The organism is Lentibacillus halophilus (assembly GCF_039522485.1).
Lineage (GTDB): Bacteria > Bacillota > Bacilli > Bacillales > Amphibacillaceae > Lentibacillus > Lentibacillus halophilus.
The window spans coordinates 1-25,328 of the sequence record NZ_BAAADM010000056.1; the positions used below are offsets into that span (position 1 = coordinate 1).

Below are 25,328 nucleotides of genomic sequence, written 5' to 3' on the forward strand. Positions count from 1 at the left end.
AAGTGTTCTATAGACTATATTCGACATAAAGCAATGAAATTCCTAGTACAATTTGACTTTTTCACCGGACTTATAAAGGTCAGAGCCAGAATAAGTGCAAGGTGAATAGCCATTTGATTTATCGGATTTAATTTTCCCCAGATAACTGACCAGATTTGGAAAACAGCTAAAATAATTGCCATAACATTAAATAGTATGAACTGTTTACCTAAGAGTGTACGTCTACCCCCTCCTTGGAATAGGCTGGTACATTTGTTTTTTAACTTCATGCTGTATCCCTCTCTTAATTTGAAACAACATTATGTTTGTATCGTCTGTTTCTACTCCGTGATACGCTTTTCCTTGAAAAATTTCTTGGCACCTGGGTGCAAGGGAACCTTACCGACATTCATCATATTTTCGTCAGATAGATTTTTAAATTCCTCATGTACCGTTCGTAAATAATCCAGATTTTCATAGATTGCCTTTGTTACCTTGTACACTTCTTCCTCAGGTACATCTTTATGGACAAGTAAAATGGCAGGTGTGTTTACGGTATTTATATTTTTATTTTGAAAATCATAGCTGCTCGCTTCGATAGTACCTGATAACATTCCGAGTTGGTCTGCGACAGCCTTGCTGGTATCTTTCTTTAAGGTAAGCATTTTTAAATCTATCATAGTTTTAGCTTGGATAATGTCACTGGAAGGAACCGATACGGCATCCCCTGTCATATCAATACGGTTATCTGCCATTAATTCGAATGCTTTTGCTCCGCTAAAATGGTCAACGGAACCACCCCAGGCAATTATGTCATCGTAGCTTACACCATGTTCCTTGAGAAAGTTTCGCGTGATGATCTCTCCTGCAGAGCCTTTCTGATCTACAGCAAGATGGATAGGTGCCTTATGTTCGATGATTTCTTCCAGTGAATCGTACTTCAGCTCTTCCCTGGCTACTAATTGATAATAATTAGCAGGGATCACGACACTTACCGCCCGAATATCCTTATATGCTTGATCGTATGGTTTTTCACCTCTGTAAGCTGAATAAGCCGTCATCGTATAGGATATCCCATACGGAATGGTGTTCGTACCAACCGTTGGTGGGTTTTCTACTATTCCGCCTGGCTCTACCGTAATCACAGAAGTGGGGTGATTCCGGCGAATGGATTCCGCTATTCCTTCTGTGAAAACAGACCAGGCACCCCCGGTACGTCCACCAATGATCCCGGTTTGCATTGACTTGTTTTCACCACCAGTATCATTCGTGGATGTAGTTGTATCTTTTGTTTCACATGCGGCGAGGGTTACAAGTGTGAGCAACACGAGTAATAGCCTTTTAATAAACATATGCTTCATCCCCTTGTGAAGTCTGTTTGTTTTCTCCGGGTTGCACGTGTAAAACGATGTCCAAAACCTTTACTGAATGTGTTAGAAAACCTAAGGAAATATAATCAACCCCTGAATCACGGTAGGTTGCCAGATTATCCAAGGTAATACCGCCGGATGCTTCTGTGATAATCGATTCTGGTACATGTCGGCCGAATTCCTCTACCTCCTCTGGAGAACGATTATCAAACATAATGATGTCAGCCCCCGCCTCAACTGCGGCCAATACTTCTTCCTTTGTCTCTGTTTCCACTTCGATTTTTACCATATGACCAACCTTTTCCCGGGCCTGCTCAATAGCTTTTTGGATCGAACCAGCAAATGAAATATGATTATCTTTGATCATGACACCTTGATCCAGACCGAATCGGTGATTCTTGCCTCCACCGCATGTCACGGCATATTTATCAAACATCCGCAAGCCTGGCATCGTTTTTCGTGTATCACAAATCTGAATGAAAGAATTATTTAACTCCCGTACACACCTTGCAGTTAAGGTTGCAATTCCGCTCATACGCTGCATAACATTCAGAATTACCCGCTCTCCTGTAAGCAGCTGAGCGACTGGTCCCCTTACCTCTGCAAGTATGTCTCCCGTGTTTACCTTATCCCCATCCTGAAAAAATAATTGTACAGATATGGAGGAATCTAAAAGCCAATAAGTTTCCTGTATAACGGAAACCCCGGAAACAACACCGTCTTCCTTGGCGATAAACACCCCTTTTCCTATTTGATCTGAAGGGAAAATAGACTGGCTTGTTAAATCGGCATCGCCAATATCCTCAAGTAAAAAGCTTTGCAGTAATGTACGTAATTTTAGTTTGTTCATGCTTATCGCTCCTTATATTAATTGTGAATTAATTCACATGTTATGATATATTAAGTGACCACGCCCGTTAACTCTAGTACTCATTTCTAAATGTTTGGGCTAATATCGTGGGTTTGACCGATAAATCCTAGATTCAGACGATACATTTAAGTCCGCGACGATATAAACACTAGGTAATATACACATTATTTACATATGTCTTGACGCCTATATTTACACAAAAATCACATAAAGGCAAGACTATTTTTTCTAAAAACTGATGGGAAGATCCTATGATAAAATAACGCCATTTCTTATCAGTCAATGAAGAACATGAAGGATTTAGGGGATACACATATAACTACTCAATACTTAGGAAAAATCAATCAAAAATATGATGCCAACGCTTCTGTTTTTGAGTACAATAAGGGTGAAGAGGATGAAAAAGAAGAGGAAGGGGCTGCAGATCAGTGACATAATGGCTCCACCTGACGAATAAGACCTAAGGAAATATTAATTTCGAGGGAGGATTACCATGAATATTGGAATAGTTGGAGCAGGCGCAATAGGAAATTTTTTGATGAAAGAAATTAATCACAATGGAGTCGGCGAAATGCGGATCCAAAGTGTGTTTGTTCGGGATCAAATAAAATATCAAAATCTGGAACATCAATTCAATATAAAGGTATTTGATCGTCTTGATGCATTTCTGGACTCAGGTATTGATATTGTTGTAGAAGCAGCAAATATTGCAGCTGTTCACGATTTGTTTCCCAAAATTCTATCTGAGAAGGATGTTGTTTTAATCAGCATCGGAGCATTAGCCGATGAAGACTTTCTCCACAAAATGAACGATCTGGCAGAAACCTACAAGCGGACAATCCATTTACCTACGGGCGCGGTAGGCGGACTTGATCTTCTGCAAAATGCACATACATGCGGCGGGGTCACTTCTGTATCGTTAACGACCAGAAAGCCTGCCCAAACACTAATTGATGAATATGTATCGAAAGAAGTTGTTGTATTTGATGGACATGCATCAGAAGCGATCAAGCAATTTCCAAAAAATATAAACGTGTCAATTATTTTATCACTTGCTGGTGTCGGTATCGAGCAAACGAATGTGACCATTATCGCCGATCCGACCGTCGAAAACAACATACATACCATTGACATTGAGGGTAGTTTTGGATCTGCGTCCTTATCGGTGACAAATAACCCACTCGCGGAAAATCCGAAAACGAGTCATCTGGCAGCAATGAGCGTATTAGGGACATTGGATCACATGACCAAGCGGATCAAACTAGGAGGGTAGCCCGATTTACTAAGGGTGGCCAGTATTAACCTTTATAAAAAACCAATCCTCGTTTTAAGAACACTTAAACGGATTGGTTTTTTGAGCAGTCCGGCATTATTTATACAATTCTCTTGTCTTTTATACTGTAGCCAATTTCATTTCCACGCGTTTCTTCAGCTGTGCCGCGAAAACCAAGAATAAATTCAGCTGGTGCTTCTTCATTAATCACTTTTTGTTATTCCTTCACCCGGTCTAAGACCTATTCTTTAGTTTTGTATGTCAGTCTTACGATCCCACCACTTTTTTTCCTTCCGGCTGGGTATTATCCAGTTTTGGCTCCTTTGTAATACCAATTTTGTCAAAATCTTCTTCTTGGGAAAGTGTATGAGTCAACACTCCCGACCCAGATTCATTTGTATTAAATATACCTGCATTCAAACGTTTGCCATCTTTTAACAGCCATACTTGATAGGTTTCTGTACCTTCCAACTTAGGCAATCCATTGACTTGAACTATCAGCTTTTTAGTGTTGTTCTGTTGTACAACGTATGCATAACCGTCTGCGTCATGCATTTGGCTGTTAGCGGATGTTAAATGGAGCGACGTCATAATTTTAGCTGGTTGACTGCTTGCGATTTGTTGTTGGCTCCCAGACTGTATATTTACATACGTCAAAATAGCCGCAACCGCAAACAAAAGAATGACAAGACCCGATGTCAATGGTGTAAACTGCTTTTTAAGCTGGATTCCCCGTGCTTTTAATCTGTCTTTTATTGTGTGCTTTTGTTCTTTTTCCTGATCTTCAAAGATAAAATTGAACACGTCTTCCTTTAGTGATTCCGGAACGTGCTGATCTTTAAAGTCAAATTGCAACGCTTCCCATGGTTTACTAAGTTCCTCATACTCTTTTCTGCAAGCGTCACAATTCTTCATATGTGCCTCGAATTTATTTTTATCTGCCTCGCTAAGCGTATTTGCCATGTAAGAAAGTAGGTGTTCACATTTCCTTTCCATCTATGAACCCTCCATTTTCCAAGTGTCTCTTTAGTTGTTTAAGTGATTGGTGAAGTCTGCTTTTTATGGTTCCTACCGGTGTATTTTCCATCTCAGCTATCTCCATAAGCGTGAATCCTCGCCAATACAGTAAATCAATCAATTTTCTTTGCTCCGTGGATAACCTGCTTTTCGCCTTGGCAATCTCTGTTTGTTGGAAGGATTCTTCTATATGGTCTTTCGGATCTGCTAAATACAGGGTCCGGTCGGTATCATAGTGATGACTCGTATGTTCATCCTTTTTTTTCCTCCTGATATAGTCGATACATACATTTCTTGCAATCGTCAGCAACCAATTAACGAACTTGCCTTGGGAGGGGTCATAGCTACTTTTGGTCGTCCAAAGCTTCAAAAAGGTCAATTGAACCATTTCTTTGGCATCTTCTTCGTTTCCATGACTGAATTTATATGCAAAACTATAAATTAATTTAATATATCGCGTGTAAATTTCTTCTAAGGCAGGACGGTGTTTTTGCTTTACTAAGTTGATTAGTTCCAGATCCGTTCGATCCTCCACAACTATCAGACACTCCTCTCCATCGCATCGTTGCTACTACATTTATGTTAATTACATTATACAATCCGATGAAAAGAAAAGGAACCATCACAGTGTGATCGTTCCTTTAAAGCCATCAAGGTGTGCTTTTTAATGTCGATTCAGGATGGTGAACCAAGTTTCTTCTGAAATTCCGTGAGTTTGTTTGTGGTCTCCTCTGTCAACTTTTTTATTTTCCCAATGTCGGGCTTATCTTTTTGTGCTTCGTCTATGAGTGGGTACAAGCTCTCTTCAATGTTTTCATAAGCTTCTGCATCACGTTTTTCAACCTTTTTCTCGATAGGCTCCCAACTTTCTGAGAGGTTTTTCCCTTTGCTGTTTACTTTTTCTACATCATTAGCTGAGGCTTCAGCTGTGCTGCTTAACGCTTCAAGCGAGGTCAGCACGTCGTCAACACCTTTTTCAAGTGACGTTGATCGGTCTTGGAAATGATTCTTAATGGACGTTTCATTGGCAACATACCATACATCTTTCTTGCCTTGACCATTCACATCGCCTTCTTCTTTGTCTTTCTTAAAGTAATAAAGTGGATAACCCTTGTATGTCACTTGTTCTTTACCAGTGTCTTCACGTGTTATCGTATCAAAATCGTCCTTGTTATAACCTTCAGGGACGTCGACATCCTCTGCTGTGAACGCCGGCCAGTTTTCCAGACAACCACCGGTGCAGTTGCTTGTGCCTTTTTCATCTTTTGTGAAGAGATAAAGGGTCATACCTTCCTCATCTGCCAGGTATTTGCCTGCATCAGGATCCTCCAGTAATTGTAGGCTTTTTGCACTGCTTTCTCCTTCATCATTTGTTTCTTCGGTAGTATCTGATTCGTCTTTGCTGTTGTTTTCATCTTTAGATGGTGAGTCTGAATCACTTCCACATGCACTCAGTATAAGTATGCATGCAACAATTGTTATGGAAAATATCCATTTTTTCATGTTACTCCCTCCTACTTACTTGCTTTTATATAAGGTAACGACGAGAATCCAGGAACGGTTTGATAAAAAATAAAAAATATTATTAACATCTTCATTTTATGCTGGCATGTACGCACTAAATTGTAGCAGGAGATTTCCTACTGCAACGATAACCACAACAGAAAAAACCATTATCTATTGGTTTGCAATGACACCAACAAATAATGGCTTTTCATCTCATTCCTTTTTCTTTTTCGTTTCACTTGCGATTTCCAAGGTACTAATGAAAAACGGAAATGAATCAACATCGACTCGTTTAACGACTTCATTTTTTTTACGATCGATAACAGCAACCTGATCTTTACTAGTAACTGCTGTATAAACGGTTTCCCCATCTTTAGAAATGGTTGTACCATGTGGTCCCATTCCAACGTTAATTTGTTTCATTTCCTTTCGTTTGGCAATATCCACAACAGATACAAAATCTGCGCCAATATTTCCTACGTATGCATATTTCCCATCCGGCGTAATGTCCACTACATGATGGCCAGTACCAACAGTAATGGTTGTGGTCATCTTACCTTTATCTAGGTCAACGACTCCGAGCTCATTGTTTTGTGTTAAGGTAACGAGTAATGTATTCCCATCAGGGGTAATGTTTAAATTATGCGGTACTCCTTCAACACCATCGATTGTATTGGTCACTTTTTTGGAAGCGACATCAATAACCATAATGAAGCCTCCTTGAAAAACGTTTATCCTAGGAAACGATTAAGAATAGGGACCAGTTTGCCTCAAGACAAAATTCAACCATGTTTCAAAGGTATAAGACATTTCCCTAAATTGAAGTTCATACGCTTTGGCTATAACGAATTGTTCTTTTACTTTATCAGAGCCTTTCTCCTGATCTGATCGATCACCACCACGAATATGCCACTATACTTTTCCCACATCAATCTTTACATAATATTTACATTGAATTAATAGGCGGTTAACATTCGTTCGTTATTATAGGATTTGCAGGGAAGGTAACATAGCATCTTTTCTGACAAACGCTAATCATTAGGGGGCAAAAAGCATGAAATCAAAATTATTATTGCTATTAGCTGCAATGTCTCTGCTGTTGGTTGTTTTAGCGGCATGCAATAACACAGAGAACAGTGAAGAAGGTGGAGATGAAGAGGCAAGTAGCAACACTGAACAAAACACGAGTGAAGAAGGTAATAGTGCTTCAGAAAGTGAGACTACAGAAGTTGTAGTCGATGGATCATCCACTGTATTTCCTATAATGGAAGCTATTGCTGAAGAATATCAAAAAGAAAACCCGGATGCCCGCGTTAACATTGGTACTTCCGGCAGCGGGGGCGGCTTTGAAAAATTTGCTGCTGGTGAAACGCACATTTCAAATGCGTCTCGTCCCATTAAAGATGAAGAAAAAGCGGCACTTGAAGAAGCAGGTATTGACTACACTGAATTTGAAGTAGCCCTTGATGGGTTGACCATCGTCGTCAACAAAGAAAACGACTGGGTTGATCAGCTGACAGTCGAGGAATTGAATAAACTATGGTCAGCAGACAGTGATGTGACGACATGGGCTGATGTCAGAGAAGGATGGCCGGAAGAAGAAATCCAATTTTACAGCCCGGGAGCAGATTCAGGTACATTCGATTATTTCAGTGAAGTCGTCTTTGGAGAAGAAGGCGGTATTCGTCAGGATGCTTCATTATCTGAAGATGATAACGTTCTTGTACAAGGTGTCACAGGATCTAAAAATGGGATCAGCTACTTCGGGTATGCCTATTATGCTGAGAACAAAGACCAATTGAAAGCTGTACCAATTGTAAATGATAGTGGCAAAGCGGTTACACCAAATCAGGAAACTGTTCAATCAGGTGAATATAATCCTTTCGCAAGACCATTATTCATTTATGTCAAGCATTCAACGCTGGAAAATGAGTCAGTTTACAACTTTGCAAAATATGCATTGGAAAATGCAGGGGCAATGGCGAAATCAGTTGGGTATGTTGCAAAACCTGAGAGTGCTTATGAAGAAGCGCTAAATAAACTTGATGAAATCGCAGGGAAATAAGCTGCATGTTACCGGGTCCCAATTGACTAATGCATGGTGAGGGAAGAACTGACAGACTTTCCTCACTTTCCTCAGCTTACTCTTTCGTAACATGTAATGAGAATCCAAGCTGCAAACATAGAGGGCAGATACTCATTGATAAGCCCGCTGGTTATCATACGGTGCTGTCCAGTATATAAAAGAGGAGTATTGTCATGGCGGTCAATGTTAAAGAAATAATGAATGAGAAGAAGTCAAACCAGCATTTTCTCCGTATTTTGGAGAAGCTTGTACCAGCGTTTTTTTTGCTGTGTGCGATTATATCTGTTCTGACAACGATTGGTATAATTCTTACGTTATTAGTCGAAACCATCACGTTTTTCAACCGTGTATCATTTACAGAATTTATTACAGGAACTGAATGGTGGCCGTTTGGTGAAAATGCCAGCTACGGGATTCTTCCGTTAATCTCCGGCACATTGTTGATAACAGTTATTGCAATGATTGTGGCGCTACCGATTGGTATGGCTTCAGCAATTTACTTAAGTGAATTTGCACCACCTAAAGTGCGAAAAGTTGTTAAGCCTATTCTGGAAATCCTGGCCGGGATCCCGACAATTGTCTATGGTTTCTTTGCCTTGACCTTTGTGACACCAATGCTACAGCTCGCCATCGATGACTTGCCTATTTTCAACGCACTCAGCCCTGGGATTGTTGTAGGTATTATGATTATCCCGATGATTGCATCTCTCTCGGAAGATGCGATGAGTTCCGTACCTAATCACATGAGGGAAGGCGCTTTGGCGTTGGGATCCACACGATTGGAAGTGGCTCTAAAAGTAGTTGTTCCAGCAGCATTGTCTGGTATCATAGCCTCATTTTTGCTGGGGACATCCCGCGCCATTGGTGAGACAATGATTGTTTCTGTAGCTGCCGGCTCAACACCAAAACTTACGACCGATGTCACGGAATCGATACAGACAATGACCGGTTATATTGTTCAGGTAACACTGGGTGATGCCTCATATGGGTCCACCACCTATTACAGCATATATGCGGTGGGTATGACATTGTTTGTTTTCACTCTGATTATGAATCTCCTGTCACAATACATCTCCAGTCGTTTCAAGGAGGATTACTAACATGAATCTGGTCGATAAAAAAGTTGTTCAAAATAAAATGAATAAACGGATCATCAGCAACCGGATTATGCGCCAGATGTTCTTTTTGGCTTCAGCATTCGGCATCGTTGTCCTTGCCATATTGTTATATCGTATATTTTCGGAAGGTCTGCCATATTTGGATTGGCGTTTTCTTACGAATTTTGCCTCGCGTTTCCCTGAGGAAGCTGGTATAAAAGCAGCAATTGCAGGCTCTGTCTGGTTGATGGCAGTAACTGCTCCAATATCGCTGGTGCTTGGAGTCGGAACAGCTATCTATCTTGAAGAATATGCCAAAGAAAATAAATTTACACAGTTTATTCGAATGAATATTTCAAACCTTGCAGGTGTACCATCGGTTGTGTTTGGTCTGCTGGGGTTGACTGTCTTTGTTCGATTAATGGAGATGGGCAGAAGTATTATAGCTGGCGGCCTGACAATGAGTCTATTAATACTTCCGATTATAGTGGTTTCTTCTCAGGAAGCAATAAGGGCCATCCCAAAAAATCAGTATGAAGCTTCGTATGCGATGGGAGCTACAAAATGGCAAACCATCCGCCGAATTGTACTGCCGGCGGCCATCCCCGGTATATTAACAGGTGGTATTTTGGCATTATCCCGGGCAATTGGAGAAACGGCTCCATTATTGATGATAGGAGCGTTATCGTTCATTGCTTACTTGCCTGAAAACATTTGGTCCGGTTTTACGGTGTTGCCAATACAGATATTCAACTGGACCGGAAGACCACAGGAAGAATTCCATTTGGTGGCATCAGCTGGCATCATTGTTTTGCTAATTATATTGCTTCTTATGAATTCCATTGCTGTTTTAATACGAAGTAAATTTTCAAAACGCTACTAACTGGGAGGTTTTTATCATGAATACAGCAACAAATCGTAAACAAGTATCAATCATCAATACGAACGAACCGATTAAGGAAGAAACGAAAACAATTTACGAGGTGGACAACTTTAATTTGTGGTATGGCGACAATCAGGCGCTTTATGAAGTGAACATGGCTATCCCCATGAATAAAGTGACAGCGATTATTGGACCATCCGGTTGTGGGAAGTCGACATTTATCAAAGCTTTAAACCGAATGGTTGAGTTGGTACCGTCTGTTAAAATGAACGGAACCATTAAATATAATGATAAAGATATTTTTAGTTCAAAATATAAAGTGGAAGATTTAAGAACAAGTGTCGGTATGGTATTTCAAAATCCAAACCCTTTTCCAAAATCGATTTACGAAAATGTTGTCTACGGGCCAAAAACGCATGGTATTAAGAAAAAAAAGGTCCTTGATGAGATTGCTGAAAAAAGCCTCAAAGAAGCAGCTTTATGGGATGAAGTGAAGGATCGGCTGCATGAGAATGCGTTCGGATTGTCAGGCGGTCAACAACAGCGTCTTTGCATTGCCAGATGTCTTGCCATTGAACCTGATGTCATTTTGATGGATGAACCGACCTCAGCATTAGACCCTATATCTACCACCAAAATTGAAGAACTGGTGCAAAATCTTAAAAAGGACTACAGTATCACTATTGTCACGCATAACATGCAACAGGCTGCGAGAATTTCAGATAAAACGGCGTTTTTCTTGAATGGGGAGGTCATCGAATACAACAACACAGATGCACTTTTCTCAAATCCTGATGACAAGCGTACTGAAGACTATATTACCGGCCGCTTCGGATAAATTTTAAAGGGGGAGTTTTAATGGTTACCCGAGAGCAGTTTGAGACGGATTTAAAAAAATTAAAGGAAGACATCATATCATTGTCAAATACCTCAGTGAGAGCTTTGAATAAAGCAGTTGATACATTGTATAACCAGGATCTGGAATTAGCAAGAAATCTTATTGATGACGATAAAGCGATCGACAAACAGCAACTTGCCATAAATGATCAAACGATTTTATTGATTGCAAAACAGCAGCCGGTTGCAACGGATTTACGGCGGTTAGTGATAGCATTGCAAATAACAACCGATGTTGAACGGATGGCTGATAATGCGAAAAATATAGCCAAATCAACACTTCATTTAGGGGAAGATCATCGCCTGACGGTTCATCCAAAAATAAAAGAAATTCGGGATATGGCAGTTGAAATGAACACCATTGCAATGAAAGCATTCGAATATGAAGATATCTCGATAGCCGGTAAGCTGTCGAAAATGGATGATAACGTGGATCGATTATATGAGTTAATTATTAAGGACATTTTAAATGAAACGGCCACAAACCAAGAGAAAATCCAATATGTGATGCAAATGGCTTTCAGTGCCCGTTACATTGAACGATTCGCTGACCATATCACAAATATCGGTGAAAACATTTTATATCTCGTGAAAGGTAAAACGTATAAACTAAACTAAATTATTGAATCCTGACAAATGAAAAAACCTGTATTGTACTTTATCAATACAGGCTAATTTATACCGTTTGCCAATTGTTTATAAACTAATTATGCACAAAGTCACTTTTTCATTATACGGTGGAACATACATACTGTAAAGGGTGTGTAATATGCGTCAAAAAGTACTGATAGTGGACGATGAAGAGTCAATAGTAACTTTATTAAAGTACAATGTTGAACAAGCGGGGTTTGAGACCGAAGTTGCGTATACAGGAACAAGTGGATTAGAAAAAGCAACCAGTATTTCTTTTGATTTAATCATTCTGGATATAATGCTTCCCGGATTAGATGGAACAGAAGTATGCAAACAATTAAGACAAACAAAAATTGATACACCCATTCTTATGCTTACAGTTAAAGGTGATGAGCTTGACAAAGTGCTGGGACTGGAATTAGGTGCAGATGATTACTTGACCAAGCCATTTAGTCCAAAGGAAGTGGTTGCCCGAATAAAGGCAATCCTACGGAGAACTAATAAAAAAGAGGTTGTCAACGAAACGACTATACGTATTGCTGACTTAACTATTTTTCCGGAACAGTATGAAGTAACGATTAATGGAAAAACTTTACAATTTACAAGGAAAGAATTTGAATTAATTTTCTATTTAGCTAAACATAAAGGCAAGGTTTTGTCGAGAGATCAATTGTTGATTGCTGTATGGGATGATGACTTTGTAGGAGATACGAGAGTTGTCGATGTTCATGTCAGTCATTTAAGAGATAAGATTGAACCTGATCTGAAACACCCTGTTTATATCAAAACGATCCATGGACTTGGATATAAGATGGAAGAGCCCTCTTAATGAGTTCATCAAATTCTTGATTATTCTTCACTTACATTGCAGTAGTTATTTTTTGTTTTGATGGGAATTGGCACAATTGTAATGCCATTAACATCTCAAATCGGAAAAATCATTGTTTACTTGGGTCTTTAATTAAGTCTCTTTATAATCAATTATATCGTGATCCCCTTGTGGAGAGGTTAACGCATAACCTTTGATTTTTCTTCTTTCATAAATAACAAGAAAGAACTCATTCTCATTAAATTAAACGACCAGATACGAACTGCCATAATATCGGGATTAAATGTTACTGGTTACTTATAATTTCGTATCGGCAACTGTAGTTGTGCGGGTTCACCGCTTAATGTTGAGTAAAATGTTTAACAAATAACAAAAATGAGGTATAATGTAAGTAGAAAGTCATACAATAATAAAGACTGAACGGTGCGCCAACACCATTCAGCCCAACGTGTAATAGCCCTTCAAAGGGGCGGCTCACGTAAGGAGTTATGAAATAACTACCCTAAACGTTTGCGCAGGCTAAGGGTGGTTATTTTTTGTTTGACATTATCCCAACGATCAATGTTCCGAACGAGATCATTAGAATCATGGTCTCAAATAATGTCATAGGCATCACCCCCTTTTAAGGGAAAGTGAGCCACCACCCATGAAAAAGCCTTATTACACTACCCCTATTCTATCAAATATTCCCGACTTATTGGAGCATATGAGTAAATTCTTACAGGTAATTAACCTTTTTCTATTTATTTGCAACTACTCACGTATTGTGTTTACAAAGCATTATTTTCATCCTGTCAATACTTCAATCAATCCCTTTGCTTCGTCTGTTAAATAATACTTGTGAACATAACCATCTTTATTACTGGGCGGATTTTTAATCTCTCCATAAACTTCGAGCGGATCATTAAATATTTGCCTAACCTTGCACAGCCTCAAATACGAAAAAGGTCGATTTAAAGGACTATGGTACGCCAAGGGAAGCAAGAAAGAATATGGTCTCTTACCTTTTATTCAAGCGGTATACAATCCTGCTTCGGGATCACCAAATCAACTGCATCTCCTTCATTTAAATGATTCTCACCCTGAAACAATTGATCTACTTGAATATGCTTTGTTTTTACTTGTATTTGATAACTAACAACACTTCCGCTAATCGTTTTCATGCGAATTTTCCCTTCTGAAGTATAACTCCCATTATGACTGCCAGGTTTTGAATTTTTCGTGTACATCGTTATACTTTCCGGACGAATGGCGATGTCTGGTGAATTGATATCAAATTCTTCTTTTACACAGTGTTTCAATTCCGAATTTGTTAAAATATTATAGGAACCAATAAACCCGGCAACAAATTTGTTTTCGGGTCGTGTATAAATTGTTTCTGGTGTACCAGCTTGTTCGATAACACCTTTGTTCATCACATAAATTCGATCACTTAATACCATTGCTTCTTTTTGATCATGAGTTACAAAAATTGTCGTGATGTTCATCTCTCGCTGGATCCGCTTGATTTCGGTCTGCAGAGATTTTCGGATTTTTGCATCCAGGGCACTTAATGGTTCATCGAGCAACAGGATTTTCGGCTTTAAAATTAATGCCCGGGCAAGTGCCACGCGCTGCTGCTGTCCACCTGACAACTCATGCGGATAATGATTTTCCACCCCGTCTAATCCTATTAATTTAATCATCTTCTCTATTTCCTGTTTCCTATTTCTCAACCGTTTCATTTTCATTCCAAAGCCGATATTTTGAGTAACGGTCATATTTGGAAATAATGCATATGATTGAAACACCATGCCAATTTCCCTTTTTCTCGATGGCAAATTTGTAATATCTTTATCACTCACAGAAATTGCACCGTCATCGATGTTAACAATTCCAGCAATGGAACGTAGCAATGTACTTTTTCCGCACCCGCTTTGTCCTAGCAACGTAATAAACTCACCTTTTTTAATTGCGAATGAAATATTATTTAAAACGGACTTATCTCCATACTGTTTCTTTACAGATGATAAATTTACATAACTCATATGTCACCTTCTATTTGCTGTTTTTGAACGATATATTTATGACGTGCAGAAACATGTTATTTAAGAGAGCGCTTTTTCTTCCTTCTCCCGGGCTGTTGGAATTGGATAAGCAACCCAGTCACAATCATAATTATGACATAATACGAAATAACAATTGCACTCGTTAAATGGCCATTTTTACTCAATTGTTGGTACAAATAAATTTGCAGCGTTTCATACTGGCCTCCAACCAATAAATTAGCCAAAGCAAACTCCCCAAATAACATCGCGATCGAAAGAAGTACCGCAGAAAGCACCCCTTTCATGATGTTAGGCAGCACGACAGAGAACACGGCCCTTGTCTTGGTTGCCCCCAGTATCTCTGCTGCCTGGATCAGCTCTGTGGTATTGACTGTATACAGACTGTTGCGAATGCCTTGATAAACAAACGGCATAATGAGAATTGCATAGGACCCAATCAATATCCACGGGGTCCCTATAATGGAAATATTGCTAGAAGAATAAATGTTCAGTAACCCGATGGCCGACACCACTCCTGGTACACCGTATGGAATCATGGAGATCAGTTTAAGATACTTTTCCTTATTTGGGAAGTAAATGACGACAACGAACATCGCAAGGAGCATCACAACTATAGTTAAAACAACCGAGAATGTAATGACAAAAACTGATCGAGATAATGCTTCCCAATAGTGCGTGTCCTGAAAAAGAGTCGCATACCATGATAACGTCCAAGATTCCGGAAGAATGGTAGTGCTCCATTTACCTGCCAGCGAGTAAAGTAATGTCCCAATCAGTGGAAGTAAAAGGTAGGCCGCTAATACTGAAACAATGGCGATGTGTTTCAACCTTCCTGTCACTTTAAATCCCTCCTGACTTTCCGCATAATGCGTCCATTCACCCACAGGGCAAGGAGCATAATCAATGCCAATGTTACACCGAGTGCACTGGCTAAATTCGGCTGTAAAAATACATCTCCCGCAATTAATGAACCAATCTGCAGCGGCAATAGATTATACGTGGAACCAACCATAGCATAGGCCGTCGCATAGGCTCCCAACGAATTGGCAAAAAGAATTGTATACGTCCCAATGATGCCCGGCATTAAAATTGGAAGACCAATATGAAGCCAATAAGATAAGTTACTGCCTCCCAGCAAATTTGAAGCATATCGCCAATCCTCTTTCAGTCCTTGATAAGTCGGCAATAAAAGCATCATCGCAAATGGAATTTGAAAGTATATATAAACAACAATCAAACCAATCCACGAATATAAATCAAATGCCTGGAACACATTCAATCCCAGCTGTGAAAAAAGCAGCGTGAATAATCCATTATTCCCCAACAGAATAATAAACGAGAAAGCTAACGGAATCCCTTCAAAATATGAAGTCATATTGGTAATCATCACCATAATCTTGTTCTTCCGACTGGCCAATCTTGAAATCGAATATCCACCTACAGCTGCAATAACAATCGCTATCGATGCGGAAATAAAGGAAATCATCAAACTGTTTTTGATAGATTGAAGGTAAAAGGGATCACTAAAAATACTGATATATTGTTGTAAGCCAAAGGTGCCATCATTGGATTGGAAACTTTGATAAACCATATTCACTAGTGGTGTCAGTAAAAAACCAATCACCAATAAGGCTAACGGTAGTAGCCCGAGTAATGGGTATAGTTTAAAGCGAGCCAATGATCATACCTCCCTATCATTTCTAGCGAAGAAACTGACATTCTATTTCTCTTTTAGCATGGCTGTTACCGATTCTGGCAACTTTTCCATTCCTTCTGACGTTGGTATGCCCAATAACCGGCACATGAATGGCGCAAAAAGAAGTTGCGGTATAACCGGTTCGAACCTATTTTTTTCTACCTGGTCACTAATAATATAAAGCGGCACCATTCGTTCTTCATCAGTTGTTCCACCATGCAGCCCCCATTTGGACATCCCATGATCAGCTGTAATGACAACCTGATAACCATCGTTTTGCCAAACTGGTATCAGTTCAGAAAGATGATTATCCACTCGCAAGATTTTTTCACGGTACTCTTTTGAATCACCTCCAAATTTATGCCCAGTATCATCTACATTCATAGAATGGATGTATAAAAAGTCAGGATGCACTTGCTGTCTTAATATTTCGCCATCCATGAATAGATGGCTGTCCGGATAATCATCTTCCCAATAAAATTTCCCATATTGTATCGTGTTTTCCGACTTTACTTGTTCTCTATCATGAAAGAAATCAAATGGGGCCTGATTATATAGTTCACTGACCCAGTAATAAGAGGCCGTTGCATTGACTAGTCCATGTTTCTTCGTCAAATGAAAGAGGTTTTCCTGTTCAGACAACCTCACCGGACCGTTGGAACTAATTCCATTGACTGAACTCGGCGTTCCACTCAATAACACTTCATACAATGGACGGGATAAACTTGGCAACTCTGATTTAATCTGACTTCGTGTCGCTTTTCCTGTATCCACTAAATGCTCGATATAACCAAGATTTTCACTTGCCAAATCATTCCTCATACCATCTACCATCACGACAATTAGTTTATTCGACATGAACAAGAACCTCACTTTTCCATAATCTTGGTAAATCTTTTGCTGTTTCTTCCCAGGCATCGTTATCACTTACCGGCACAGCATTTTCATACTGCTCTTCTGGAACCATTTTCTCTGCTACTTCTTTTGGCAGTTCAACAGAATCACGAATTGGACGGGCATATCCTTTTGCAAGATTGATTTGCCCTTCATCACTTAAAATGTATTCTCTTGCTAACATTGCTGCATGCGGATTGTTGGCATATTTATTAATAATCGTCGCATATCCACTGACCACAGAAGCCTCCTCTGGAATCGTAACCTCAAATCGCTCCGCATTTATCTCATTCGCATAGCCTAAAGCATTAAAATCCCACATAATCCCAACTTCCATCTCACCTTTTTCCATTCCGGAAACATTGTTATTATTAGCTGTATTTAACCTGCCTTGCTTCGCCAATTCCGCAAAGAAATCAAGTCCTGGCTGCAAGTTCGTTTCATCTCCACCGAACGCGAGTGCTGCGGCAAGTACCGCCATCTGATCCTGAGTCCCCGTCTGCACATCTCCGATATTCACGGTATAATCTCCTTCAAGTAAATCTTCCCATGAGGACGGCACGTTTTCTACCTGTTCTTTATCTGTGGCAAAAGCAATCGTTCCTTGATAACCAACCATCCAATCGCCGTCATCATCTTTGGCCCAATCTGGAATCTCATCCCAATAAGAGGTTTTATAAGGCACTGTGATAGCTTTTTCTTCAGCAATCGGCCCAAAAGAAATGCCCACGTCCCCAATATCAGCTGTCGCGTTTTCTCCTTCTGTTTCCATTTTAGAAATTTCCTCCGCACTGGACATATCGGTATTTGTATGTTCTAATCCGTATTCCTCTGACAGCTCCTTCCACGTCTCTTCCCAGTTAGCCCACGTATCTGGCATACCAACACTATTAACTGCCCCTTCTTCTTTTGCTTTTTCTTCAATTTCTTCTAAGGATAAAGAATTGGGGTCCTCGATGGATGAACCATTTGTTGTGTCTTCGGCCCCACAAGCAGACAATCCGATAATACTTGTGCCTAAAATAATAACAGAAGCGAATTTTTTTTTGCTCAAAATATTCACTTAAACCCCTCCTTGTGTTTTTGATTTTTTCTTGGTTTCATTATAGCAATCATTTATTAACTTCCTGTAAAATCAATATAAAGAAACTGTAAATTTTATGGCGAAGTAAAAGCACTATGCTTGGTTTGATTATTTAATAATTCTAATTCTGTAAGTCCATTGTTATAGACAAATACAAAGTTATTCAATGTCTCAAATTACTAGGTTTTAAATGATTTTAATTGCTTTAATAATTTCTTTAATACCAGACCTTTCCATTTGATGATAAAAACAATATAAACCTTGTTTCACTTTCCCTAGTTGTGCTATACCAATTTTTTTCTTTATCAAAAACATGTTTCGTTCTCTTATACTTTTTATGATCATAATCATGGAATTCTTTTGGGGTAGCGCCAGAAAAATACATTTTTACAACATTAAGAAAACAAATAAAAAAAGCCTAATTTATTGATGTTATAAGTAAAAAATTAGGCTTAGCATTAGGTAGGCCTTTGAAATTATTTATAGATTTTGTCGGATAGGTAAGGATATTGCTTGTTATCTCCTTACCCCTAAGAAACATACAGCTCAAGCATGCATTTATCCGTGTCTAGACTAAATGAATCCTGTTATCTTCTTTCTCTTTATTGTATTTCCTAACACTATGAATGCACGCATTTGCACGCACCTATGTACCGTCCACAGCGCCATAACGCCTGGTTCCTACTGATATATAAACACTTTTTTCAACATTGTGTTCGCTTACGCCGATTTACAAGTAAGTAACCCGTCGGTCTTACAAATAACGATTTTTTAATCGAGTCGATAATATCTCTAACATGATCGCTATGATTAAAATAGCGTACGTTATAAAACCTACTTCGCTCAGATCAAAATAGAATTCGGACGCCATAAACAATTCAAAACCGATCCCGCCTGCACCAGCTGCTGCTCCCATTGCTACGGCTACGGAAAAGTTGATTTCGAATCGCAGAAATGTCCATGATAATAAGTATGTAAACGTTGATGGTAAAACGGCATGCGTGACAATATGCCACCAGCTGGAACCAGTTGCCCGCAGTGCTTCTAAAACGCCTGCATCTATTTCCTCGATAGCTTCTGAGAATGCTTTAACTAAATAGGCAACCGAATGAAAAAGCATCCCAAGTACTGCAGCCTCACTTCCTAAGCCGGCTGCTATTGCAAAGATTAACACCCATAAAACAGTTGGAACCGCACGAATAAAGGCAACTATTATTCGTACTGATTTTGATACCCATTCCTTCGATAAGTTCGTTGCGGCCATTAACGCCAAGACAAAAGCAATAACAGCTCCAAGAACAGTCGATAAAACAGCTAATCCAAGGGTAATGCCAACCTGATAAAATGCTTCTGCCCATGTGAAATGACTTAAAGCAGGCTCAAGAAACATAACTTTTAGATTATAAGCCGTTTCTGTTATAGCGCTTATGATATCGAGTCCAGTATAATCAAAGAACATAAACGCCATAACGGTTGAAACGATAAATAGCAAAATGGTCCATTGGATTACACGTTTCGCTTTACTACCGGATTTTATCGTAATGCGTCCGCGTTTTGTTCTTTTTATATGACTTGTTGTTGACAGGGCTTGCATTATAGGATCACCTTCCGTATATAGTTTGAAATCAGCTCAATGATAATAACGGAAATAACAATACTGAATGTCACAAGTGCCACTGCATTATAATCCAACGTTTTGTAATATAAATCAAAGATATAGCCGATCCCTGTCCCAGTTAATATGCCCACTAATGTGGCGCTTCTGATATTCGTTTCGATCATGAATAAAATCCAGCTGATTATTTGCGGCAAGCTCTCTGGAATAACAGCTTTATTTACTATATGGGCATAGGTAGCACCTGTGGCCGTTAATGCCTCAACAGCACTTTGGCTTGATTCATCAATAGCCTCAATAAATGCTCTTGTTAAAAATCCGACCGTTCCCACGAATAATGCTAAATAGCCTGTGATGGAATTTTGTCCAAATGAAAGCAGGAGAATCAATGCCCAGGCAACCACTGGAATATTTCTTGCAGTAGAGGCAATAAAACGGGATAACACACTTAAAAAGCTATTAACCTTCGTTGCCTTCGATCCCATAATTCCTAAAAACAAGGAAAAAACAGCCGCCGTTGTCGTAGCTGCAATCGACATAAAAATCGTCTCATTTAATTTTTCTAAAATGGTTGGAAGCTTTTCAAGTGATTCCTGTGTTATAAATAAGTTGGAAAAAATCCATCCCATAGCTTCTGGAAAAGCAGTAATTCCGTGAATAAAGCTAAAATTCGTGATGTCTGCTGATAAATACGTAATGACGATGATGATAAAAAGAAAAATGGTTTTATTCCATTTACGCCTATTCATTAATTTTTCATTCACGTTATATAACTCCTTACACCGTGATTAATTTTTTTGATTCTGTACCATATATATGGTTTATACGATCCTTTGTAACCAAGTGGTTTGGTCCATCAAAGATGATTTTTCCTTCATTTAAACCGATAATTCTATCTGAATATTTTTGTGCAACTTCTACCTGATGCAAGTTTACTAAACACGTAATATTCAACTCAGAGGTGATCGATTTAAGATGGTCCATTATCACTTGAGAAGCGTTCGGATCAAGTGAAGCTATCGGTTCATCACAAAGGACGAGTTTTGGATCTTGAATAAGTGCACGCGCAATCCCCACTCGCTGCTGCTGTCCGCCACTCAACTGATCACAACGTTTATACGCATGTTCTGCAATGCCTAGCTTTTCTAATAGAAAGAAGGCCTGCCTTTTCTCCTTCTCGGTAAATTGGGAAAGAAGTCCTTGCATCATCGTTTTATATCCAAAACGTCCATGAAGGACATTTTCAATAACCGGCAGCCGAGGCACGAGATTGTAATGCTGAAAAATCATGCCAATGTTTGTACGCAGTTTGCGCAATTCCTTTTTCTTCAGCAAGCCTATATTGGTATTTTCGAAGTGTACGATTCCCTCGTTTATGTCAACCATTCGATTGATACAGCGTAAAAGTGTTGATTTTCCTGCACCAGATGGTCCAATAATCGAAACAAATTCTCCCGCTTCTACTTGAAAATTAATATCTTCTAGTACGTTTGTTTCCGAGTCATATGTTTTTGCCAACCCTTCAAGAGCTAACAATGTCATAAACATTCTCCTTTTTGTTGGGATTTGTAAGAATAAGTGCATGCATGGACAAACATGCATACACTACATTACTTTTCTAAATAAACGATTACTTCGAAAGCTCGCGAATGGGATCAAACCATGAGTCGTCTACTTCTGCAAATCTTTCTTTGTCTGTCTTAAAGAATAAACCAGATTTTCCGGAATCTTCAGGAACGAAGATGTCTTCGTTGTTTGCCATTTTGTCAGATGTGAACAGCTTTTGTAACGTATCAAAATCTGCTTTTCCTAACGCATCCATATTAGCTGCAATTGGAGCGTTTAATACCGGTGTAACATCCATTAAGGTAAACGTGCTACCAGCAACTTTATTAAAAGGTTCGGCCGCATCGTCGCTTACTTTGTAAACAGCTCCTACTGTATTTTCTTTTCCTTCTGTAACTTCAACATAGTTTTCTACACATACATCACAAAAGGCAGCAACATTAGCATTTCCTGTTAATAAGTTAACCGCTGAGCCTTGGTGGGAATTGCCAAATAACACTTGTGAAAACAGAGATCCGCCTTGCATTAAGTCTTCCTCGGTCAAGTCCGTATATTTTTCTTTTTCGCTAAAGTGACCAATAATTCTGGCAGAAGGCACTTTAAATCCTGATGTTGAACTGTTGGATACAAACGAGAATTTTTTACCTTCAATTGTATCGAGTGAATAAGCACCGTCTTTCTTGTATTTTTCCTGGTCATCCGTATTTACTGCTAACCAGCTATGATATACAGCATCTTCCAGTGTGCCAGATGGTCCAGTAGATACAGCTAGCGGCTGGATGGTATCATTTTTATTTTTAGCTTCAATATAACCTTGGGCACCCATATAGGCGATGTCTGCATTTCCATTCGTTATTGTCTCAATCGCTATGGCATAGTCCGTCGTTAAATGATGCTCAACTTTCTTACCTGTTTCCTCCTCAATCATTTTACCAATTGCCTTACGAGAAGATTTCAAATCTGATGCAGATTCATTCGGATACCAAACGATATCAATAACATCATCCGCGTTTGATGCCTCTTCCGTACTGCCTTCCGAACAAGCGGATAAGGCTAATGCTGCTATAATAAGTAAAACAACAAAATATAACTGCTTTTTCATTATGAACTCTCCTCTCTCAGATTTATAAATTAATTGTCGTAAACAATTTTTTACGTCTACTCACTATATAAGTGAGCTTTTAGTTTTTCCCAAGCTAGAAGAACTGGTAATATCCCCCACTTCAATTGCTTCTCCAAAAGTGCCATGATAATCTGTACCGCCAGTCATGATCAGGTTATATGCGTTCGCCAAGTCTTCCACCCGCTTATAATCGTCCGGTCCATGGTCTGGATGGTTTCGTTCGATCCCTGCCAATCCTGCTTCGACAAGCTCGGGAATGATGGCATAGGAGTCCAGTTGACCAGGATGTGCGACAACCGGAATCCCCCCGTCAGCTGCAATTGCCTGCACTGCTTCAAATGCATCAATATAGGTGATATCACCAGCGGCAACCCCATTTCCTTTAAACAATTGCTGATAAAGCTGTTTATATTCTGGCGATGTGTAGGGTTCATCCGTTAATTGTTTCATAATATGTTGCTTATAGATGGTGGTACTTGGTTTTGCCGATTCAACAATCGCATCAATATCCAGCTCATACCCGGCAGCTTTCAGTTTTTCAATTTGATCCAACGAATAGGCCTGCCGCCTGTAAAGGATCTTCTTGCATGCGCTCTTTATGTTTGTTGCTTTAGGGCGATAATCATAGCCAAGTACATGTACTTTCCGATTTCGTTTAAAATCAAACGCTGATATTTCGATGCCGGGGATAACGGTTATGCCGAATATATTTCCAAGTCTGATCATTTCAGGCATCCCGCTTACGGTATCATGATCAACAAAACTGATTTGGGTTACCCCATTTTCGCTTGCCTTTTTCATGACTGTTTTCACCGAATCAGAACCATCCGAGTAATGGCTGTGAACATGTAAATCAGCTTTCATGTGTAGCACCACCTATCTGTTTAGCATGTAATTGTTTTTGTTTAATGTTAAAAACTTTATCACACAGACCGTCCATAAATGCGATGTCATGAAAAATCCCAACTAACGTCGTTCCATTTGCTTTTAACTTTTTAATGATGTCACGCACTTTTTCTTTCGATTGCTCATCTAGGCTTGCTGTTGGTTCATCGAGCAGTAATAATCGTGGCTTTTTCACCGTAGCCATCGCAATATTTAATCGCAGTTTTTCTCCGCCAGAAAAGGTATTTGGAAAGGTGTCCCACAGTTTACGATCAAGTTCAAAATGATGTAATGCTTTTTCTGCTTCAAGACGTGCGATTCCTTCAGACACGCCCATTTCCAACAATGCATGTTGTACGAGTTCCCTGGCCGTTCTTCTTGGCATTACATTTAAAAATTGTGATACATAACCAATTTCATATTTACGTAAGTACAGAACTTGACGTTCGGTGGCTGTTGCTAAATCGATATAACCAAAACGTTCGGAATGATAATACAAAATCCCGGTATCAGGTAAATAGGAACGATATATACTTTTTAAAACAGTTGATTTACCACTGCCGCTTTTTCCGATGATTCCGATAAAATTACCCGGTTCGATGGAAAAGTTAATATCTTCGACAGCTTGCATCGTTTTTTCTAAATGGTGGATCGTAAATCGTTTGCCAAAATCCTTTACATCCAACATAGGCATGTTTAGCACTCCTCCTTTTTATTTCGTGCGATAATTTGTACTCGTTATTAAGGAGCCGTTGACCATTGTTTTTGTCAGCATCGGATATCCATCCTCCATTCTTTCAATAACAATTAGGTCAGCTTTTTTTCCTGATTTAATCGAGCCAATTTCGTCATCCATTCGTACAGCTTTGGCCGGATTAAGGGTTACTTTCGTAAACATGTCATGCAAATCATTGCCATGATGATCACTTAATTCAAATATTGCATGAAGTAAAGCTGAGGGATAATAATCACTGCAAAGAATATCGACACATTGATGCTTTACAGCTTCAGCAGAGGCTAAATTTCCCGAGTGCGAACCACCAAGTAAAACATTTGGAGCTCCGGCAATCGTAAATAACCCCATTTCTGTCGCTTTTTTAGCTACATCCATGGTGATCGGAAATTCACTAACCGTTATTCCGATGTCTTTGACTAATTCAAGCCTTTGAATTTCATCATCATCATGTGATGCAACTGCAATGCCTTTATCGTTCGCAATATCCACAATTTCTTTCATTTTGGCAATGGTCATAACTTCTGTATTTTGCTGCTCCAGAATAATCGTTTGCACATCATCGTCGGTTAAATTGTGATAACCTTTTAATGTTTCCCCGTATGCTTCCAGGTTTCGATACTGCCCCTGCCCTGGTGTATGATCCATAAATGATAGTAAGTGGACTTTATCGTCTTTGATGTTTTGGACTAAACAATCTACTTGCTCAATGTTATCAATTTCAAAACGTGCATGCAGACGGTGCCTAATAAGGTGCAGTTCATTGTGCGTTGCATCAATGGCATCCACCATTTTCTGCACATTTTCCGGATCACGGATCGGGCTGTGTGAGAATGCATCGTCTTTATAAAACGAAAGTGAATGAAACATCGTTGTTATTCCATGGCTGATTAATATTTTTTCTGCTTCTCGCAAACTCATATTGAAATCCATAAGCAATGTCGGTCTGGGTGAAGCGATCGTTTCGATATAATCAGAATGGATGTCGATAAATCCTGGTGCAATATAACCTCCTCGAGCATCAATAAGCGTTGCGTCAGGATGATTGGTTATTTCCGCTTCAGGAATGACTTTTTGAATTATTTCCCTATAAACCAAAATCGCATGATCGTATATAATTGCTTCTTCTGCTATAATCTTTCCATTATGAACAATGTACACCGTGTCCATGCCTCCCTCAATAAATTAATGTTTTCTTGGAATTCCTTCGTTTTTCTCCCGATTTCTTTTGATTTATTGAAGC

Annotated in this window: 27 protein-coding genes; 8 read left to right on the forward strand and 19 right to left on the reverse strand. The window is 39.3% G+C overall.

The window, feature by feature from the left end; all coding sequences use genetic code 11:
* Positions 1 to 320: 320 nt before the first annotated feature.
* Both ABDZ72_RS13960 and nadC read right to left on the reverse strand, forming a co-directional pair.
* Positions 321 to 1,331: a TAXI family TRAP transporter solute-binding subunit gene (locus tag ABDZ72_RS13960; protein WP_343754226.1), complete on the reverse strand. Its 1,011-nt coding sequence runs from the start codon at positions 1,329 to 1,331 to the stop codon at positions 321 to 323.
* The gene (nadC, locus tag ABDZ72_RS13965) at positions 1,321 to 2,199 is read right to left on the reverse strand and encodes a carboxylating nicotinate-nucleotide diphosphorylase (RefSeq protein WP_343754228.1); all 879 of its coding nucleotides are present in this window, start codon (positions 2,197 to 2,199) and stop codon (positions 1,321 to 1,323) included. Before nadC ends, ABDZ72_RS13960 begins: the two co-directional genes overlap by 11 nt.
* A gap of 312 nt (positions 2,200 to 2,511) precedes the next feature.
* On the opposite strand from nadC, the gene ABDZ72_RS13970 reads away from it, so the two are divergent.
* Both ABDZ72_RS13970 and nadX read left to right on the forward strand, forming a co-directional pair.
* A complete protein-coding gene (locus tag ABDZ72_RS13970; RefSeq protein ID WP_343754230.1) occupies positions 2,512 to 2,652 on the forward strand; it encodes a hypothetical protein in 141 nt (46 codons plus the stop codon).
* 61 nt (positions 2,653 to 2,713) lie between these two features.
* The gene (gene nadX, locus ABDZ72_RS13975; protein ID WP_343754232.1) at positions 2,714 to 3,493 is read left to right on the forward strand and encodes an aspartate dehydrogenase; all 780 of its coding nucleotides are present in this window, start codon (positions 2,714 to 2,716) and stop codon (positions 3,491 to 3,493) included.
* Positions 3,494 to 3,760: 267 nt separating this feature from the next.
* On the opposite strand, the gene ABDZ72_RS13980 is transcribed toward nadX, so the two are convergent.
* The 4 genes from ABDZ72_RS13980 to ABDZ72_RS13995 form a co-directional block, all read right to left on the reverse strand.
* The gene (locus ABDZ72_RS13980) at positions 3,761 to 4,489 is read right to left on the reverse strand and encodes an anti-sigma factor domain-containing protein (RefSeq protein WP_343754234.1); all 729 of its coding nucleotides are present in this window, start codon (positions 4,487 to 4,489) and stop codon (positions 3,761 to 3,763) included.
* Positions 4,473 to 5,045: an RNA polymerase sigma factor gene (locus tag ABDZ72_RS13985; RefSeq protein WP_343754236.1), complete on the reverse strand. Its 573-nt coding sequence runs from the start codon at positions 5,043 to 5,045 to the stop codon at positions 4,473 to 4,475. Before ABDZ72_RS13985 ends, ABDZ72_RS13980 begins: the two co-directional genes overlap by 17 nt.
* Before the next feature lie 140 nt (positions 5,046 to 5,185).
* Complete coding sequence (locus ABDZ72_RS13990) at positions 5,186 to 6,013, reverse strand: COG4315 family predicted lipoprotein (RefSeq protein WP_343754239.1); 828 nt, start codon at positions 6,011 to 6,013, stop codon at positions 5,186 to 5,188.
* Between the two features lie 216 nt (positions 6,014 to 6,229).
* Complete coding sequence (locus ABDZ72_RS13995; protein WP_343754241.1) at positions 6,230 to 6,724, reverse strand: YncE family protein; 495 nt, start codon at positions 6,722 to 6,724, stop codon at positions 6,230 to 6,232.
* Between the two features lie 346 nt (positions 6,725 to 7,070).
* On the opposite strand from ABDZ72_RS13995, the gene ABDZ72_RS14000 reads away from it, so the two are divergent.
* From ABDZ72_RS14000 to ABDZ72_RS14025, 6 genes are all read left to right on the forward strand, one after another.
* On the forward strand, positions 7,071 to 8,081 hold the full coding sequence (locus ABDZ72_RS14000; protein WP_343754243.1) for a PstS family phosphate ABC transporter substrate-binding protein: 1,011 nt from the start codon (positions 7,071 to 7,073) through the stop codon (positions 8,079 to 8,081).
* Between the two features lie 194 nt (positions 8,082 to 8,275).
* The gene (gene pstC, locus ABDZ72_RS14005; RefSeq protein WP_343754245.1) at positions 8,276 to 9,202 is read left to right on the forward strand and encodes a phosphate ABC transporter permease subunit PstC; all 927 of its coding nucleotides are present in this window, start codon (positions 8,276 to 8,278) and stop codon (positions 9,200 to 9,202) included.
* 1 nt (position 9,203) lies between these two features.
* Positions 9,204 to 10,082: a phosphate ABC transporter permease PstA gene (pstA, locus tag ABDZ72_RS14010; protein ID WP_343754247.1), complete on the forward strand. Its 879-nt coding sequence runs from the start codon at positions 9,204 to 9,206 to the stop codon at positions 10,080 to 10,082.
* 16 nt (positions 10,083 to 10,098) lie between these two features.
* Entirely contained in the window at positions 10,099 to 10,920 is an 822-nt protein-coding gene (pstB, locus tag ABDZ72_RS14015) for a phosphate ABC transporter ATP-binding protein PstB (RefSeq protein WP_343754249.1), read from the forward strand.
* Between the two features lie 20 nt (positions 10,921 to 10,940).
* Positions 10,941 to 11,597 carry a phosphate signaling complex protein PhoU gene (gene phoU, locus ABDZ72_RS14020; RefSeq protein ID WP_343754251.1) on the forward strand — a complete coding sequence of 219 codons (657 nt, stop codon included), beginning with the start codon at positions 10,941 to 10,943 and terminating at the stop codon, positions 11,595 to 11,597.
* Between the two features lie 151 nt (positions 11,598 to 11,748).
* A complete protein-coding gene (locus ABDZ72_RS14025) occupies positions 11,749 to 12,441 on the forward strand; it encodes a response regulator transcription factor (RefSeq protein ID WP_343754253.1) in 693 nt (230 codons plus the stop codon).
* A gap of 529 nt (positions 12,442 to 12,970) precedes the next feature.
* Here ABDZ72_RS14025 and ABDZ72_RS14460 read toward each other — a convergent pair.
* From ABDZ72_RS14460 to phnM, 13 genes are all read right to left on the reverse strand, one after another.
* Positions 12,971 to 13,054, reverse strand: coding sequence for a putative holin-like toxin (locus ABDZ72_RS14460; RefSeq protein WP_425542391.1), 84 nt, complete (start codon positions 13,052 to 13,054; stop codon positions 12,971 to 12,973).
* 394 nt (positions 13,055 to 13,448) lie between these two features.
* Entirely contained in the window at positions 13,449 to 14,468 is a 1,020-nt protein-coding gene (locus ABDZ72_RS14030; protein ID WP_343754255.1) for an ABC transporter ATP-binding protein, read from the reverse strand.
* A 56-nt stretch (positions 14,469 to 14,524) separates the two neighbouring features.
* A complete protein-coding gene (locus ABDZ72_RS14035) occupies positions 14,525 to 15,328 on the reverse strand; it encodes an ABC transporter permease (protein ID WP_343754257.1) in 804 nt (267 codons plus the stop codon).
* On the reverse strand, positions 15,325 to 16,167 hold the full coding sequence (locus ABDZ72_RS14040) for an ABC transporter permease (protein WP_343754259.1): 843 nt from the start codon (positions 16,165 to 16,167) through the stop codon (positions 15,325 to 15,327). Before ABDZ72_RS14040 ends, ABDZ72_RS14035 begins: the two co-directional genes overlap by 4 nt.
* Positions 16,168 to 16,209: 42 nt before the next feature.
* Positions 16,210 to 17,043, reverse strand: a complete 834-nt coding sequence (locus tag ABDZ72_RS14045) for an alkaline phosphatase family protein (protein WP_343754261.1) — start codon at positions 17,041 to 17,043, stop codon at positions 16,210 to 16,212.
* A complete protein-coding gene (locus ABDZ72_RS14050) occupies positions 17,033 to 18,136 on the reverse strand; it encodes an ABC transporter substrate-binding protein (protein WP_425542392.1) in 1,104 nt (367 codons plus the stop codon). The genes ABDZ72_RS14045 and ABDZ72_RS14050 overlap by 11 nt, the downstream gene beginning before the upstream one ends.
* A gap of 781 nt (positions 18,137 to 18,917) precedes the next feature.
* Complete coding sequence (locus ABDZ72_RS14055; RefSeq protein WP_343754263.1) at positions 18,918 to 19,757, reverse strand: ABC transporter permease subunit; 840 nt, start codon at positions 19,755 to 19,757, stop codon at positions 18,918 to 18,920.
* The gene (locus ABDZ72_RS14060) at positions 19,757 to 20,542 is read right to left on the reverse strand and encodes a PhnE/PtxC family ABC transporter permease (RefSeq protein WP_343754265.1); all 786 of its coding nucleotides are present in this window, start codon (positions 20,540 to 20,542) and stop codon (positions 19,757 to 19,759) included. Before ABDZ72_RS14060 ends, ABDZ72_RS14055 begins: the two co-directional genes overlap by 1 nt.
* A gap of 13 nt (positions 20,543 to 20,555) precedes the next feature.
* Positions 20,556 to 21,320: a phosphonate ABC transporter ATP-binding protein gene (phnC, locus tag ABDZ72_RS14065; protein ID WP_343754267.1), complete on the reverse strand. Its 765-nt coding sequence runs from the start codon at positions 21,318 to 21,320 to the stop codon at positions 20,556 to 20,558.
* 88 nt (positions 21,321 to 21,408) lie between these two features.
* Positions 21,409 to 22,446, reverse strand: coding sequence for a PhnD/SsuA/transferrin family substrate-binding protein (locus ABDZ72_RS14070; RefSeq protein ID WP_343754269.1), 1,038 nt, complete (start codon positions 22,444 to 22,446; stop codon positions 21,409 to 21,411).
* 63 nt (positions 22,447 to 22,509) lie between these two features.
* Positions 22,510 to 23,331 carry a PHP domain-containing protein gene (locus tag ABDZ72_RS14075; protein WP_343754271.1) on the reverse strand — a complete coding sequence of 274 codons (822 nt, stop codon included), beginning with the start codon at positions 23,329 to 23,331 and terminating at the stop codon, positions 22,510 to 22,512.
* On the reverse strand, positions 23,321 to 24,046 hold the full coding sequence (phnL, locus tag ABDZ72_RS14080; protein WP_343754273.1) for a phosphonate C-P lyase system protein PhnL: 726 nt from the start codon (positions 24,044 to 24,046) through the stop codon (positions 23,321 to 23,323). Before phnL ends, ABDZ72_RS14075 begins: the two co-directional genes overlap by 11 nt.
* 18 nt (positions 24,047 to 24,064) lie before the next feature.
* Positions 24,065 to 25,246: a phosphonate metabolism protein PhnM gene (gene phnM, locus ABDZ72_RS14085; protein ID WP_343754275.1), complete on the reverse strand. Its 1,182-nt coding sequence runs from the start codon at positions 25,244 to 25,246 to the stop codon at positions 24,065 to 24,067.
* Positions 25,247 to 25,328: the final 82 nt, after the last annotated feature.